Origin of the sequence: Thermus altitudinis (assembly GCF_022760835.1) — a bacterium.
In the GTDB taxonomy this organism is placed as follows: Bacteria; Deinococcota; Deinococci; order Deinococcales; family Thermaceae; genus Thermus; species Thermus altitudinis.
In genome coordinates this window covers 34,872-49,153 of sequence record NZ_JAKTNQ010000018.1, presented here as the reverse complement: position 1 = coordinate 49,153, position 14,282 = coordinate 34,872, and the positions used below count along the sequence as shown (strand labels likewise).

General features: G+C 64.5%; 14 protein-coding genes. 3 read left to right on the top strand and 11 right to left on the bottom strand.

Features of this window, described 5'->3' with window-relative positions; translation table 11 throughout:
* Nucleotides 1-29: 29 nt before the first annotated feature.
* Genes plsX through folK form a run of 4 tightly spaced genes read right to left on the bottom strand, consistent with a single transcriptional unit; the run spans nt 30 to nt 2,340 of the window.
* A complete protein-coding gene (gene plsX, locus L0D16_RS07845; RefSeq protein WP_243031060.1) occupies nt 30-1,052 on the bottom strand; it encodes a phosphate acyltransferase PlsX in 1,023 nt (340 codons plus the stop codon).
* Complete coding sequence (gene trxA / locus L0D16_RS07840) at nt 1,049-1,381, bottom strand: thioredoxin (RefSeq protein WP_243031059.1); 333 nt, start codon at nt 1,379-1,381, stop codon at nt 1,049-1,051. The genes plsX and trxA overlap by 4 nt, the downstream gene beginning before the upstream one ends.
* A gap of 59 nt (nt 1,382-1,440) precedes the next feature.
* Nucleotides 1,441-1,818, bottom strand: coding sequence for an RNA-binding protein S1 (locus L0D16_RS07835; RefSeq protein WP_114313471.1), 378 nt, complete (start codon nt 1,816-1,818; stop codon nt 1,441-1,443).
* Nucleotides 1,819-1,860: 42 nt separating this feature from the next.
* Nucleotides 1,861-2,340 carry a 2-amino-4-hydroxy-6-hydroxymethyldihydropteridine diphosphokinase gene (gene folK, locus L0D16_RS07830; protein WP_243031058.1) on the bottom strand — a complete coding sequence of 160 codons (480 nt, stop codon included), beginning with the start codon at nt 2,338-2,340 and terminating at the stop codon, nt 1,861-1,863.
* A gap of 139 nt (nt 2,341-2,479) precedes the next feature.
* Between folK and lysJ the strand changes: the two genes are divergently transcribed.
* Genes lysJ through L0D16_RS07815 form a run of 3 tightly spaced genes read left to right on the top strand, consistent with a single transcriptional unit; the run spans nt 2,480 to nt 6,374 of the window.
* A complete protein-coding gene (gene lysJ / locus L0D16_RS07825) occupies nt 2,480-3,667 on the top strand; it encodes a [LysW]-aminoadipate semialdehyde transaminase LysJ (protein WP_243031057.1) in 1,188 nt (395 codons plus the stop codon).
* A 1-nt stretch (nt 3,668) separates the two neighbouring features.
* Nucleotides 3,669-4,757, top strand: a complete 1,089-nt coding sequence (locus L0D16_RS07820; protein WP_243031056.1) for a [LysW]-lysine hydrolase — start codon at nt 3,669-3,671, stop codon at nt 4,755-4,757.
* Nucleotides 4,758-4,766: 9 nt separating this feature from the next.
* Nucleotides 4,767-6,374 (top strand): GGDEF domain-containing protein, encoded by a 1,608-nt coding sequence (locus L0D16_RS07815; protein WP_243031055.1) that lies wholly within the window; start codon nt 4,767-4,769, stop codon nt 6,372-6,374.
* A 4-nt stretch (nt 6,375-6,378) separates the two neighbouring features.
* Here the strand turns inward: L0D16_RS07815 and L0D16_RS07810 are convergent, their stop codons facing one another.
* The 7 genes from L0D16_RS07810 to L0D16_RS07780 form a co-directional block, all read right to left on the bottom strand.
* Entirely contained in the window at nt 6,379-6,990 is a 612-nt protein-coding gene (locus tag L0D16_RS07810; protein WP_243031054.1) for a helical membrane plugin domain-containing protein, read from the bottom strand.
* Nucleotides 6,991-6,998: 8 nt separating this feature from the next.
* Nucleotides 6,999-8,135, bottom strand: coding sequence for an NAD(P)/FAD-dependent oxidoreductase (locus L0D16_RS07805; protein WP_243031053.1), 1,137 nt, complete (start codon nt 8,133-8,135; stop codon nt 6,999-7,001).
* Between the two features lie 137 nt (nt 8,136-8,272).
* Nucleotides 8,273-9,274 (bottom strand): hypothetical protein, encoded by a 1,002-nt coding sequence (locus tag L0D16_RS07800; protein WP_243031052.1) that lies wholly within the window; start codon nt 9,272-9,274, stop codon nt 8,273-8,275.
* Nucleotides 9,258-9,722 carry a c-type cytochrome gene (locus L0D16_RS07795; RefSeq protein ID WP_243031063.1) on the bottom strand — a complete coding sequence of 155 codons (465 nt, stop codon included), beginning with the start codon at nt 9,720-9,722 and terminating at the stop codon, nt 9,258-9,260. The genes L0D16_RS07800 and L0D16_RS07795 overlap by 17 nt, the downstream gene beginning before the upstream one ends.
* Nucleotides 9,723-9,765: 43 nt before the next feature.
* Nucleotides 9,766-10,284 carry a DUF3341 domain-containing protein gene (locus tag L0D16_RS07790; RefSeq protein ID WP_243031051.1) on the bottom strand — a complete coding sequence of 173 codons (519 nt, stop codon included), beginning with the start codon at nt 10,282-10,284 and terminating at the stop codon, nt 9,766-9,768.
* Nucleotides 10,285-10,293: 9 nt separating this feature from the next.
* Complete coding sequence (nrfD, locus tag L0D16_RS07785; protein ID WP_243031050.1) at nt 10,294-11,646, bottom strand: NrfD/PsrC family molybdoenzyme membrane anchor subunit; 1,353 nt, start codon at nt 11,644-11,646, stop codon at nt 10,294-10,296.
* On the bottom strand, nt 11,636-14,275 hold the full coding sequence (locus L0D16_RS07780; RefSeq protein WP_243031049.1) for a 4Fe-4S dicluster domain-containing protein: 2,640 nt from the start codon (nt 14,273-14,275) through the stop codon (nt 11,636-11,638). Before L0D16_RS07780 ends, nrfD begins: the two co-directional genes overlap by 11 nt.
* Nucleotides 14,276-14,282 lie beyond the last annotated feature (7 nt).

Below are 14,282 nucleotides of genomic sequence, written 5' to 3'. Positions count from 1 at the left end.
TGCTATCCTGAATGTGCTTCACCTCCCATTCAGGTGGTGCCGGGTCCGGGGTGATGGTCCCCCACACCCCCCTTTTTCTGTAAAGCGGAAAGGCCTGCCCGCACTCGTTCCAAAAGCCCCGCCCCCACCAAGGCCTTGGCCCGGAGAAGGGCGTTTTTCACCGCTAACGGGTCGGCGGAACCGTGGCCGACGAAAACCGCCCCCTCCACCCCCAGAAGGGGCATGGCCCCGTACTGGGAGGGATCCACCTTTTCCTTCAACTTTCGCAGGGCCCCCCGGGCCAAAAGGGCCCCCAGCCTGGCCAAAAGGCTTCCGCTAAGGGCCTCTTTGACCCAGCCCAAGAGCACCTTGGCCTCCCCTTCCGCCAGCTTCAGGACCACGTTTCCCGTAAAACCATCGGTGACCACCACCTCCGTGGTGCCCAAGAAGATGTCCCGCCCTTCCACGTTGCCGAAAAACCGCTCCCCCAAGGCCTTCTTCAGGAGGGGATAGGTTTCCAGCACCAGGGCGTTCCCCTTCCCTTCCTCCTCGCCGATGGAAAGGAGGCCCACCTTTGGCGCTGGCAAACCGTTGGCCTCGGCATAGGCCAGGCCCATGGCCGCGAACTGCACCAAGAAGGAGGGGCGGCAGTCGGCGTTAGCCCCCCCGTCCAGGAGGAAGGTGCGCCCCCTTTGGCTGGGGAACTCCACCAAAAGGGCGGGCCGTTCCACCCCCTTCACCCGCCCTAGGGTGAAAAGGGCCGCGGCCATGGTGGCCCCGGTGTGGCCCATGGACACCACCGCCTGTACCTGGCCCCGCTTTAGGAGGTCCATGGCCACCATGATGGAGCTTTCCCGACGCTTTCTCACCTCGGTGGCGTGCTCCTCCATGGGAATCCAGTCCGGGGCGTGGTGGATGGGCAAGGAGGCCCCATGGCGGGAAAGCTCCGCCCGCAAGCGGGCCTCTTCCCCCACCAAAAGGACCTCCACCCCTTCCTTGGCTGCCAGGAGGGCCCCCTGAACCGTGACCCCGGGGGCATGGTCCCCCCCCATGGCGTCCAGGGCGATCCTCATGCGCTTGGCGGCAGGTGCTTCTGAATCTTGGCCTCAAAGTTGCGCTTGGGCTGGGCCCCCACCAGCACCTCCACCGGCTGGCCGTTTTTGAAGAGGATCACCGTGGGAATGCTCATGACCCTAAAGCGCATGGCCGTCTTGGGGTTTTCGTCCACGTCCAGCTTGGCCACCACGACCTTCCCTGCGTACTCCCTGGCCAGCTCCTCCAGGATGGGGGCGATCATGCGGCAAGGGGCACACCACTCCGCCCAGAAGTCCACCAGGACCAAGGGATATCCGGCTAGGGTCTGGTCAAAGTTGGCGTCGGTAACCTCTATGGGCTTCGCCATACCCCACCACTTTAAAACAAAACCCCGAGGGCATACACCCCCGGGGGGAACCCTTAGGGTTATCGCTTCTTCTTGCCGCCCTTCTTACCCCCCTTGCCGCCGAAGCCCCCGGTGCCTCGGAGGAAGCTTTTCAGCTTGTTCTCAAACTCGGGGGATTGCTTGGGCAGGCGCCTGGGCCTGGGAGGTGGAGCTCCTTCTGGGGCAGGGGTGAGGTCCTTGATGGAAAGGTCCAGCCGCCCCTTGGCATCCCGGCCCTTTACCATCACCTGGACGATATCCCCCTCGTTGAGAAAGTCCCGCACGTTCTTCACGAACTCATGGGCGATCTGGGAGATGTGCACCAGGCCCTGCTCGCCCCCCGGGAGCTCCACAAAAGCGCCAAAATCCGTAACCCGCACCACGCGGCCCTCTACCACACTTCCTGCTTCTAGGTCCACTTTCCTTCTCCCTTTGCGCGGCGGTGATCCGCGATGCCCCCACTATAGCACAAAGGGGCGCACCCCCTTCCGGTCCAAGGGGGCCAGGAGCTCGGCAAAGGTGCGTCCAAGCACGGGGTGCCGCCCCTCAGGAATAAGGTCGGCCAGAGGCACCAGGACAAAGGCCCGCTGGGAAAGCCTAGGGTGGGGCACCTCGAGGCCCTCCTCCTGCAAGACCAGGTCCCCGTATAGAAGGAGGTCCAGGTCAATGGTCCTTGGCCCCCAAGGCTCCTTCCGCTCCCGCCCCAGGCTCTGCTCCACCGTCAAGAGGGCCTCCAGAAAAGCCCTGGGGGAAAGCTCCGTGTCCACCTCCGCCACCAGGTTCAGGTAAAGGGGCTGGGGCGGGCCCACGGGCTCGGTTTCGTACACGGGGGAAAGGCGAAGGAGACGGGTTTTCTCCAGGCGGGAAAGGAGGGAAAGGGCCTTTAGCAGGTAGCCTGCCCGGTCCCCCAGGTTGGAGCCCAAGCCCACATAGGCCAGCACCCTCCCAGTCTATCCGTTGACAGGAGGCCCCCATCCCCCTACCCTGAAGGGGAGATGGCCGCCTGGGGCAAAACCTAATGGGCCTGGGAAGCCTGGCTTCCCGGGCCTGCCCGGGGGCTTTTCTTTTGGAGGCGAGCATATGGTTAAGGAGGTCTACGAAGACTGGCGCACCCTCCTCGAGGCGGAAAAAGCCCTGGACACCGGCGTCTACACCAAGCACGACCTGCTTTTGGTGCGCGGGCAGGGGGCTAGGGTCTGGGATGCCGAGGGCAACGAGTACATTGACTGCGTGGGGGGCTACGGGGTGGCCAACCTGGGCCACGCCAACCCTGAGGTGGTGGCGGCCATCAAGGAGCAGGCGGAAACCCTCCTTTCCATGCCGCAAACCCTTCCCACCCCCATGCGGGGGGAGTTCTACCGCACCCTGGTGGGCCTTCTCCCTCAGGAGCTCAACCGGGTCTTCCCCACCAACTCCGGCACCGAGGCCAACGAGGCCGCCATCAAGTTCGCCTGGGCCCACACCAAAAGGCGCAAGCTGGTGGCCGCCATGCGGGGCTTCTCCGGGCGCACCTTAGGAAGCCTTTCCGTCACCTGGGAGCCCAAGTACCGGGAGCCCTTCATGCCCCTTTTGGGGCCGGTGGACTTCATCCCCTATAACGATGTGGAGGCCCTGAGGCGGGCGGTGGACGAGGAAACGGCGGCGGTGATCCTCGAGCCCGTCCAGGGGGAGGGGGGGGTGCGCCCCGCTACCCGGGAGTTCTTGGAAGCCGCTCGGGAAGCAACCCGGGAAAAGGGAGCCCTGCTGATCCTGGACGAGATCCAGACCGGCATGGGCCGCACCGGGAAACGCTTCGCCTTTGAGCACTACGGGGTGGTGCCCGACATCCTCACCCTGGCCAAAGCCCTGGGGGGCGGGGTGCCCATAGGGGCGGCGGTGATGCGGGAGGAGGTGGCGAGGAGCATGCCCAAGGGAGGCCACGGCACCACCTTTGGCGGCAACCCCCTGGCCATGGCCGCCGGGGTGGCGGCCCTGCGCTACCTGGAACGCACCCGGCTTTGGGAACGGGCCGCGGAGCTTGGACCGTGGTTCATGGAAAGGCTCAGGGAGATCCCCTCCCCCAAGATCCGCGAGGTGCGGGGGCTTGGGCTTATGGTGGGCCTCGAGCTCAAGGAAAAGGCCGCCCCGTACATCGAGCGCCTGGAAAAGGAGCACCGGGTCTTGACCCTGCAGGCGGGCCCCACGGTGATCCGCTTCCTCCCCCCTTTGGTCATTGAAAAGGCGGATCTGGAGCGGGTGGTGGAGGCGGTGCGGGCTGTGCTAACCTAAGATGAGCGCAAACGGCTTGGATCCCGTTGAGTTCCTGATGGGGGCCCTAAAGATCCCCTCCCCCTCGGGTGAGGAACGCCTGGTGGCGGAGTACCTGGCGGAGGGCATGGAACGGCTTGGGCTTAAGGCCTTCGTGGACGAGGCGGACAACGCCCGGGGCCAGGTGGGGCAGGGGCCCACCCAGGTGGTCCTCCTGGGGCACATCGACACCGTCCCCGGGGTGGTACCCGTAAGGCTGGAGGGCAACAAGCTTTTTGGTCGGGGGGCGGTGGACGCCAAGGGCCCCTTCGTGGCCATGGTTTTCGCCGCCGCTGGGCTTTCGGAGGAGGCGAAAAGGCGCCTTACCGTTCACCTGGTGGGGGCCACGGAGGAGGAGGCCCCTAGTTCCAAGGGCGCCCGCTTCGTGGCTCCCAGGCTGAAGCCCCACTACGCCATCATCGGGGAGCCCTCGGGCTGGGAAGGCATCACCTTGGGGTACAAGGGGAGGCTTCTGGTAAGGGCAAGGCGGGAAAAGGATAACTTCCACTCCGCCCACCACGAGCCCAACGCCGCCGAGGAGCTCATCAGCTACTTTGTGGCCATCAAGGCCTGGGCCGAGGCCATGAACGTGGGGCAAAAGGCCTTTGACCAGGTGCAGTACACCCTAAGGGATTTCCGCATCCAGCCGGCGGAGCTCAAGCAGGTGGCGGAGATGTTCTTTGACCTGCGCCTGCCCCCCAGGCTTCCTCCGGAGGAGGCCATCCGCCACCTCAGCGCCTACGCGCCCCCCACCATTGAGCTGGAGTTCTTTGGCCGGGAGGTACCCTACCTGGGCCCCAAGGACACCCCCCTGACCCGGGCCCTAAGGCAGGGGATCCGCAAGGCGGGGGGCAAACCCGTCTTCAAGTTGAAAACCGGCACCAGCGACATGAACGTCCTGGCCCCCCACTGGAACGTGCCCATGGTGGCCTATGGGCCAGGGGACTCCACCTTGGACCACACCCCCTACGAGCATATAGAGGTGGAAGAGTTCCTAAAAGGGATTGAGGCCTTACGGGAGGCCCTCGAGGCCCTGGCCAAAACCCACGCACCCCCAGAGAAGGTGGGCTAAACTTGGGGCGTGGTTGCCTATTGGCTTGGGTCCCTGGCCCTTATCCTATTCCTCGGCCTATTCCCTCCCACCGCTCCTTGGAGCGAGCGCTTTTTAACCCCCCTGGTGGCCCTGATAGGCGGGGGTATTCTCCTTGGGCACCGGGAGAAACCCTTTGGATTAGGGCTTTTCTTCTTGGGCCTGGGCGATCTGGCTTGGACCCTTGAGGACCTGGGCCGCCTGCCTCGAGGACTCTACCTGGAGTTTCCCTACCTTATAGGGTACGCCGCCCTGACCTGGGGACTCCTTTGGCTTCCGGGAAAACCGCCCCGCCTGAGCCTTTGGCTCCTGCCCCTGGGGCTTTTAGGCATGGGCTCCGCCTTTCAGCCCGAACTGGGTATAGACCGCCTCTACACGGTCTGGGACGCCCTCCTCCTTCTCCTCCTCCTGCCGCGGTTGGAACCTATTTTCCAAGAGGGCATCGGAGGACGGGCCCTTTGGGGGGCGGGTCTCCTTCTCTTTTTGGTGGCGGACATGGCCTACGCCTTCTTGGAGGCGGCCGGGGGGTACCCCACCGGGCACCCCGTCCACCTGCTTTGGACCCTGGGCTACCTCCTCCTGGCCCTGGGGGTGCTGGAGGAGCGAGCGGGGAGGGCCTCCTTTCTGGGGCAGGCCCTGGCCCTTGGGGGGCTCTTCCTGATGCCCGCTTCCTTGTTAAACGACCCGTCCCCTTGGGAAGTGCGGGTCCTGGCCCTTTACGGCGGTCTGGTGGGAGGGTTGGGCCTCCTTTACGCCAACCATCTGGAATGGCGCCGTACGGAGGAGAAGGGATTGCGTTGGACCCGGTTCCTGGAGGAGCTCGCCCGCCTCTCCCCCAGCGTGACCCAGACCTTGAGCCCAGAGGCTCTTCTAAGGGGGGCCCTCGAGGCCACCCGCCACCTCCTCCCCACGGCCGTGGGCCTGGAGGTGCGGGGGAGGCGGGGCCTGGTGGGGGAAAGAACCGCCCATGCCCTCACCATTCCTTTAAGCGGGGATGCCGCCTACCTCTACTTGCAAAAGCCTCTGGAAGAGCCCATCCCCCCAGGCTTCCTCTCCCTCTTGGGGGAGCGGATAAGGCAGGTGCTGCGCCAGGTGGAGTGGGGCACCTTAGCCCTCACCGATCCCCTCACCGGCCTCCTGAACCGGCGGGGCCTGGAGGTGGAACTGCCCAAACTCCTGGCCCTGGCCCGGCGCTACCAGGCTCCCCTAAGCGTGGTCATGCTGGACATAGACCATTTCAAAAGGGTGAACGACACCTACGGCCACCCCGTGGGGGATGAGGTTCTAAAGCTTTTGGGCCGCATCCTCAAGGCCAGCGTGCGGCAGGAGGACCTGGCGGTGCGCTATGGGGGCGAGGAGTTCCTCCTTTTCCTCTATGGCGCGGGCCGGGAAGCCGCCAAGGAGGTGGTGGAGCGGATCCGCTACCGCTTCCGCAGCCAAAAGGTGGACCCCATCCCCTACCCCCTCACCCTTTCCGCCGGCATTGCGGGTGGGGAGGTTCCCGAGAACGAGGCCCAGGTGGAGGAGTGGATCCTAAAGGCCGACTACGCCCTTCTAAGGGCCAAGGAAACGGGCCGGGACCGGGTAACCCTGGCGTAAACCCCTACTTCTTGGGCATCATCTTGGCCATGAGCCCCTCCAGGGCCTTCATGTCCTGGTTCAGGTGACCGAAGGCTTTGCCCAGGGCCTTAAGGAGGAGGAAAAGCACGCCCAAGGCCTTCTGCACCTCGGGGTCGGAAAGCTGCCTCAGAATCCCGGCCAGACCCACCCGGGGCGGGTCCCGCAGGACCTCGGGGGTGAAGGTCTCCCCCAGGCCCCGTTGCAAGGCTGAGGCCATCATGCCGATGGCCGCAGGCTCTATCCGGGAAAGGATGTCCAAAATGTTGGCCCCGTGGGAAAGAAGCCGCAGCACCTGGGGCTCCATGAGCATGCCCAAGCCCTCACCGAAGTTTTCCGTAAGGTGCCCCAGGAAGGCTAGGGCTCCCGATTCTTCCAACTTCTCCAGGGTGTCCGCCAGCTTCTCCAAAGCCTCCGCTTGGTCCAGAAAGCGGGCCAAGAGGGAGACCAGCTGCAGGTTTTGGGGCTCCATGAGAAGACCCAGGTTCTCCGCCAGGGTTTCCCCGGTACCTACCTGGGCCAGAAGGCCGAGCCCGCTTTTTTCCAAGACCTCCTCTATATGGGCTAGCCTTTCTTCCACCGTAAGCGTCTTTTCCATGGTCCCTCCTACTCGATCAAGGTGGCAAACCAGAAGCCTTCAAAGAGCATCTTGGTGATCCGCACCCACTTACCCACGGCCATCACGCCACAAGAAGGCATGCCGGTGCCCGCCAGGAGCTTTTCAAAGGAGCACTGGGGCAAAAGGGCGTTGTCCCCGAAGTCCATGATGCACATGGCCACGGGGTTAAAGGGCTCGCCAATGTAGGCCCCCTTGAGGTCGGAGGCGATGACCCCGGCCACGTACTCCCCTTGGAAGTGGGCCACTACCCCGGCTGGGGGTAGCAGGAGGGAGGGGTTCACCGTGTCCCCAATGACGAAGACGTTGGGGAACCTGGTGGAGCGGAAGGTCATCTTGTCCACCTCGGGGAAGCCGTTGGGCCCTGCCAAGGGGGATTCCCGCACCACCCGGTTGGGGGCAAAGGGCGGCGTGAGGATGAGGAGGTCGTAGGCCAGCTCCCGCCCGTCCTTGGCCTTCACCTTTCCTCCCTCAAAGGCCACCGGCTCAAACTCCCCGTGGAAGACGATGCCTTTAGAGCGGAGGATCTCTAGGACCTTTCCGGAGATCACCGGACCCATACCCGCCAGCGGAAGAGGATTCAGGTGGAACACCTCCACCGTGCTCTTCTGGCGAAGACCCTTTACCTTCAGGGCAAACTCCACCTGGCCCGCCACCTCATAGGGCGCTGGGGGACAGGGGTAGTAGGGCGAGGAAACCCCCACCACCACCTTGCCGCCCTTGAAGTTCTTGAGGGCCTCCCTCAGCTTCAAGGCCCCCTCGAGGCTCCAAGGGGCGTGGCCATCCGGGGCGGGGGAGGGCAGGGCCTCGGCCCCCAGGGAAACGATCAGGTAGTCGTAGGCCAGTTCCCCCGCGCTGGTCTTAACCCGGCTGTTGGCGGGGTCTAGGGCCTCCACCGTGGCCTGCAGGAAGGCAATGCCCCGCTTTTCCAGGTTGGCCAAGGGCCTACGCACCTGCTCGGGTTCGCGCATGCCAAAGGCCACCCAGGGGTAGGCGGGCATGAACTCGTGGTGGGTGCTCCTATCCACCAGGGTGACCTCCGCCTCCTTGCCCAGAAGCTTTTTCACCTTATTGGCCGCCACCAGGCCACCCGAACCGCCTCCTAGGACCAAAACCTTCGCTGCCATCTTCCACCTCCCGGGTACCCTTACCGTGTACCCCTAAGCCTAGGATGCTCCCCGCCTGCTTGTGAAGGTAGGTGCAAATGCCCCGAAGCCCAAAAAGAAAGGCCCCACCCGGGGTGGGGCCAGGCACAAACCCCGCCCTAGTCCGCGCGCAACCGGGAGAGGAAGAGGAGGGCCAAGCCCAGAAAGCCCACCACCTCCCCCACCCCTACCCCCCGCCCCAGGGCGGGAAGCACGTACCAGGCCAGGTGCAAAAGGCGGAAGAGGGGGATCCAAAGGGCCACGGGCAGAAGGTAACGGGCCTCCCGTTTGGGGAGGTTGGTGAGGAGGTAGAGGAAGGGGAGAAAGAAACCCCCCACCGCCCACAGGGTGGCCACGGTCCCCCATGGTCCTTCTAGCCGCCTCAGGTAGAACTCCACCTCGTGGGCTAGGTCCGCCCCCCAGATGATGATCAGGGTGGTGGCCTCCACGTAGATCCAGATGATGGAAAGGGCCAGAAGGAGATTGGTATGGTTCTGGGCCTGGCCCATGAGGGCCGCATTACCCTTGCGGGCCGCCAGGGCCACGGCCACCGAAAGCGCCAAGAGGGCGGCGGAAAGAAGGAGGATGGCCCCGAAGGAGGCGGAGTAGAAGTGGGCCTCGAGGGCCATGAAGAGGTCATAGGAAAGGAAGGTAGCGGCGGCGAATACCAGGGGCAGCCCCCAGGCCCCCACCTCCGAGCGGTGCTCCCCTGGCTTTAGCTTCAGCAAAACCCAAGCGAAGAGGGCGAAGAAGACGACATAGCGCAACAGCATAAAGGGGGCATTCAGGTACCCCGAACGGTGGGCCAGGATGGGATCCAAGTTGGCCCCAGGCCGGGCCCAGGGGAAAAACTCCGGCAGAAAGAGAAAAAAGGGGAGCCCCAAAAGCCCCATGAGGGGGAGGAGGCGGGCCAAGGGGTACAGATAGGGCTCTAAAGGAACCCCCCAGCGGCTGGTGAGGGCGTTGTGCAAGAGGAGAACCAACAAGGCCCCCAAGGAGAGCAGCAGGAAAAAGGCAAAGGGGAAGTAGGCTGCCGGAGCCCCAAAGAGAAAGGCCAGGGCGTAGAGGAAGATGCCCAAAAAGAAGGGGGCCGAACGGTTCCGCTCAATAGACCTCTGCATTCACCACCTCCAAAGGACAGGCCTCCTCCAAGAGGCACTGCTTGATGTAGCGGGCGATGAGCCAGCGCTCCCTTTCCGGGATGCGGCTCTTATAGGAAAGCATCCGGCCAAAGCCGTTGGTGGCGGCAAAATAGAAGTACCCCTCGGGCATGGCCTTTACCCCGGGGTCCTGGAAGGAACGGGGCTTGGGCATCCCCAAGGGAACCACCCGCCCGTCCCCCTCCGCGTTGAGCCCGTGGCAGATGGCGCAGAAGGTGCGGTAAAGGGCCTTACCCCGGATGAGCTCCTCCGTGGTGAAGGTGTAGGGGTTGTCGGCAAAGCCGCCCTCGGGCTTAAGCCCGGTGCGCACCTCCAGGTTCAGGTTCTCCCCAAAACGAACCCGTTCCGGAGCCACTTGCACCTGCAAGGGGGCCTCCCGGAAAGGCCGCACCTTGGGCTGGTCCCACATCCAGCCGCAGGCGGAAAGGAGGGGCAAAAGGAGAAAAAGGAGCCTAGTCACGCCGCACCTCCTCCACCTCCGCCCCCAGGCGGGCCAGAAGCCCCTTGGTGCCCTCCAGGTCAAACCGGGGATCCGAGGCGTAGACGAAAACCCCGTACTCGTCCAAAAGGACCCGCACGTACTCCCGGGCCTGCACTGCCGGGTGCCAGGAAAGGGGCAGGCCGTTGTTATAGAGCAGGAAGAGGAAGATGCCCACGGTGATGGTGAGGATGGTGAGCTCAAAGGTCACGGGGATGAAGGCGGGCCAACCCAAAAGGGGCTTGCCCCCGGCGTTATGGGGGTAGTCCAGGGTGGTGTAGACCTGCAGGAAAAGCCCCAGGCCCACTCCCAAGACCCCCAGGAAGAAGGCGATCCAGGGGATGCGGCCATCCCCGCCCAAAACCTCCTCAATCCCTTCCACGGGATTAGGGGTGAGGGCCTCGAGGCGCCGGTACCCCTCGGCCTTCAGGACCTTCAGGGCCTCAAGGAGCTTTTCTGGCGAGTCAAAATAGGCCATGAGTCCGTAGAGCATGCTTCCCTCCTAGTGCTTCCTCAGGCGGTGGAAGAGGTGGACCATCTCCGCCACGGCGATGGGGGGGAAGAGGCGGATGAAAAGGGCTAGGCCAAAGAGGAAGAAGCCGATGGTCCCCAAGAACAGGGTCCAGTCCACCCAGGTGGGGTAGTAAAGCTGGGCGTTCCCCGGCAAGAAGTCCTTGGACAGGCTGATGACCACGATCACAAAGCGCTCCAGCCACATGCCCACGTTGGCCAGGATGGAGAAGACGAAGAGCCAGGTGAGGTTCTTGCGGAAGCGGGGAAACCAGAGGGTCTGGAGGAGGACCACGTTGATGAGCATCATGGCCCAGTAGTAAGGGGCGTAGGGCCCGGTCATGCGCCAGATCTGCTGCGCCCACTCTGCGGGCTCCCCCGCATACCAGGCGATGAAGATCTCCAGGAGGTAGATGTAGGCCACCCCCAGGCCGCTGGCCAAGGTCACCTTGGCCATCCAGTCCAGGTGGCGCTCGGTAATCACCCCTTCCAGGCGGTACCACCTTCTTAGGGGGATGATCAGGGTGAGGGCCATGGCAAAGCCGGAGTAAATGGCCCCGGCGGCGAAGAAGGGGGGGAAGACCGTAAGGTGCCAGCCCGGAACCAGGCCATAGGCAAAGTCCATGCTCACCACCGAGTGCACGGAGATCACCACCGGGGTGGCCAGGCCCGCCAGGAGCACGTACACCGCCCTATAGCGTTGCCAGTGCACGGCATTCCCCGTCCAACCCAAGGAGAGCCACCCGTAAAGCTTCCTCCGCCAACCGGTGCTCCTCTCCCGTAGGAGGGCCAAGTCCGGAATCAGGCCCAGGTACAGGAAGAGGGTGGAGATGGTCAGGTAGGTCATGATGGCCAGCACGTCCCAGGAGAGGGGGCTCTTGTACTGGGGCCAGAGGGCCATGTGGGTGGGGTAGGGCATGACCCAGTAGAAGAGCTGGGGCCGGCCCATGTGGATGAGGGGGTAGGTGGCCGCCGCCAGCACGGCGAAGAGGGTCATGGCCTCGGTCACCCGGTTCAGGGAGTCGCGCCAGTTCTGGCGCATGAGGACCAGAATGGCGCTGATGAGGGTCCCGGCGTGGCCGATACCGATCCACCAGACGAAGTGCACGATGTCAAACCCCCAGGCCACGGGCTGGTTGATGCCCCAGGTGCCCAAGCCCTTCACGAAGGTAACGAAAAGGGCATAGAGCCAGACCAAGGTAAGGGCAGCCCCCACGGCCACCACCACCTTCCAGGGCCTGGGGGCCGGTTTCTCCACAGGCTCCAAAAGCTTTTCCACCAAGGTCTTTTCCGTCCACTCCCCTTGGATCAGGTCGTGGTCGGGATGGGGTTCCTTACGCGCCATGCTCCCCCTCCTTCAGCTTGGGATTAGGGTTTTTCAAGTGGGCCAGGTAGGTGGTGCGGGGCCAGGTGTTGGCCTCCTCCAAAAGGGCGTAGTGCCGCCCCTCCTTGCGGTGGGCCTGGATGGGGTCCTCCGGGTCCAGAAGATCCCCGAAGTGGATGGCCTTCCCGGGGCAGACCTCCTGGCAGGCGGTCTTGATCTCCCCGGTGCGGATTTTTCTTCCTTCTTGGGCCGCCTTAGCCCGGGTATTCTCAATGCGTTGCACGCAGTAAGTGCACTTCTCCATTACCCCACGGCTACGGATGCTCACCTCGGGGTTCATGAGGAGGGCCAAGGGGCTTTCCTTGGCCTTGCGGGGATCGCCTTGGCCCACAAAGGCCTCCCCGTAGGGGAAGAAGTTGAAGCGCCGGGCCTTGTAGGGGCAGTTGGCGGAGCAGTACTTGGTGCCCACACAGCGGTTGTAAACCATGAGGTTCAGGCCTTCGTCGGAATGCTCCGTGGCCGCCACAGGACACACCGCCTCGCAAGGGGCCTTCTCGCAGTGCTGGCACATGACCGGCTGGTGCACCACCCCTTCCTCGGCGAAGTAGCGATCTATGCGGATCCAGTGCATCTCCCGTCCCTTCTGCACCTCCTCCTTCCCCACCACGGGGATGTTGTTCTCCACCTGGCAGGCCAGGGTGCAAAGCCCGCACCCCAGGCAACGGCTTAGGTCCACGGTCATGGCCCAGGCGTGCTCCCCTTGGGGCCAAGGGGGGTAGAAGGAAACCCGCTTTTCCTTGTGGGGCTCGGCCTCGAGGGCCTTGGCCTCCTCCAGCACCTTCACCGCCTCCACCTCGCCCAGATACCCGTGGTACTGGGTGGAGACCAAGGGATAGTGCCGGCCTGTGGAGGAAAGTTCCAGGGGCCAGACCACCCCTTCGGGATGGAAGAAGTGGGAAAGGGGAGCCACCCCACTCCCCTTGGGTAAACCCGGCAAGGGCCATAGGGGCAGGAGGGCTTCCCTTTCCCCAGCTTTAACCCGCATGAGGGGCCGTTTGGGATCCGCCTTCCGCTCCCTAGCCCGGATATCCCCCAAAAGACCCAGGGCCTCGGTATCCTCCTCCCCCAGGAGCAGGGCCCCATCCCACACCAGGCGGCTTAGGGGCCGGGGAAGCTCCTCCAGGTAAGGGTTTTCCCGGTAGCGGCCGTCGTAGAGGCTGGCATCCGGGCGCAGGGCAATCTCCAAAGGAGCCTCCTGCCGCAAAGGAGGGAGGCGGCCCTCCAGGCCTGGGGATACCTCCAGGGAAAGCGCCTGGGCCTCGGCCAGGGGCCTTCCTTCCACCAGGGCCCGCTTCTCCTCGGGACTAAGGGCAGGAACCTCTTCCCCAATAAGCCCTGCCACCACCTCCTCCAGGCTCTTCCCGCCCCACAGGGGCTGGATGAGGGCCTGGGAGGGCCAAAGCCGCCCTTCGGCATCCCGGTACTGGCCGGAGGCCTCGAGGGGGTGGGCCAAGGGCAGGCTCCAGACCGCCGCCTTGGTGGGGTAAAGGGAAAGCGCTGCGGAAAAAGCCTTGTCGGAAAGGTTAGGCAAAGGGCCCTCCGCCGCCCACACCAGCCTTGGCGCCCTCTCCGCTTCCGCGAAGGCCTTGGGCGTGGCCACCTCCCGCTCTGGGGGCTCCACGTAGCGCACCGGAGCCTTAAGGGCCCCGTTGATGGCCATGGCCAAGGCCTGGGCCCCGGGGGAAAGCTGGGGGCCAGGAAGAACCACCCCACCCCGCCTCAGGTCCTCCGCCAATACGGGAAGGAACCCCCCGTACTCCGAGGCCGGGCTCCCCGGCACCACCCCCAGGGCCTGGGCCAGGGCCAGGAGGAAGGCCTCCACCTGGCTAGGCTTTAGGGCCAGGCGGTGGTCGGCCATGCTACCCAAAAGGCCCGCCCCGCTTTCCACCGCATAGATGCGGTTCATGGGGGGCAGGCGCCTTTGGCTCAGGGCCTCCCACCAGAGGTAGCCCGCAGGGTGCTCGTGGAGGTCCACATCTACAAGGAGGACCACCTCCGCCTTCTCCGGAGCGTAAACCGGCCAGGCCCTTTGCCCAAAGGCCAGCTCCGCGCCCCGGTAGATGTTCTCCAGGCTCCAGGCCTCAAACCGGGCTACCCGTAGGTTGGGGAAGCGGGCCTGGGCCCTTTCCAAGAGGCCCTCGAGCCTGGGAGAGGTGAGGCGGGGTAGGACCAAGAGGGTCTCCCCTTCCCCCAAGGCCTTCCGCCAGGCGGCATAAAACCCCTCCCAGTCCGGCGCCTTCCCTTGGCGAGCCGGGTCGTAAAGGGCGTAGAGGCCTGCCAAAGGATAGGGGCTCATGGCCCGTTGCAAAGGGGCCAGGAAGAGGGGCCTTTCCTGGTAGACCTTCACCCGCACCGGCTCGGCGAAGCCGGCATGGGGATAAGCGGTGACAAACTCCGCCTCCCCTCCTTCCACCACCCACTCCGGCTGGCGTACGTAGGGGACCCCCTGGCGGCGCACCACCGGGGTACAGGCCGCTAGGGACAAAAGCCCTAGGGCCAAAAACCCACGCCGGGTTACGGGGCCAAAGGGGAACTCCTCGCGGAAAAGCTCTTTTTCTAACGCACCTTCATAACCGCGCCGCTCTTTCATGGGGCCT

Bases quoted from the DNA above. Each gene is read 5' to 3' on its own strand.
- L0D16_RS07805 (WP_243031053.1), bottom strand. From the start codon at position 8,135: ATGGCAGCGAAGGTTTTGGTCCTAGGAGGCGGTTCGGGTGGCCTGGTG.
- trxA (WP_243031059.1), bottom strand. From the start codon at position 1,381: ATGGCGAAGCCCATAGAGGTTACCGACGCCAACTTTGACCAGACCCTA.
- nrfD (WP_243031050.1), bottom strand. From the start codon at position 11,646: ATGGCGCGTAAGGAACCCCATCCCGACCACGACCTGATCCAAGGGGAG.
- L0D16_RS07820 (WP_243031056.1), top strand. From the start codon at position 3,669: ATGAGCGCAAACGGCTTGGATCCCGTTGAGTTCCTGATGGGGGCCCTA.
- lysJ (WP_243031057.1), top strand. From the start codon at position 2,480: ATGGTTAAGGAGGTCTACGAAGACTGGCGCACCCTCCTCGAGGCGGAA.
- L0D16_RS07780 (WP_243031049.1), bottom strand. From the start codon at position 14,275: ATGAAAGAGCGGCGCGGTTATGAAGGTGCGTTAGAAAAAGAGCTTTTC.
- L0D16_RS07795 (WP_243031063.1), bottom strand. From the start codon at position 9,722: ATGTGGGACCAGCCCAAGGTGCGGCCTTTCCGGGAGGCCCCCTTGCAG.
- L0D16_RS07810 (WP_243031054.1), bottom strand. From the start codon at position 6,990: ATGGAAAAGACGCTTACGGTGGAAGAAAGGCTAGCCCATATAGAGGAG.
- plsX (WP_243031060.1), bottom strand. From the start codon at position 1,052: ATGAGGATCGCCCTGGACGCCATGGGGGGGGACCATGCCCCCGGGGTC.
- L0D16_RS07790 (WP_243031051.1), bottom strand. From the start codon at position 10,284: ATGCTCTACGGACTCATGGCCTATTTTGACTCGCCAGAAAAGCTCCTT.
- L0D16_RS07800 (WP_243031052.1), bottom strand. From the start codon at position 9,274: ATGCAGAGGTCTATTGAGCGGAACCGTTCGGCCCCCTTCTTTTTGGGC.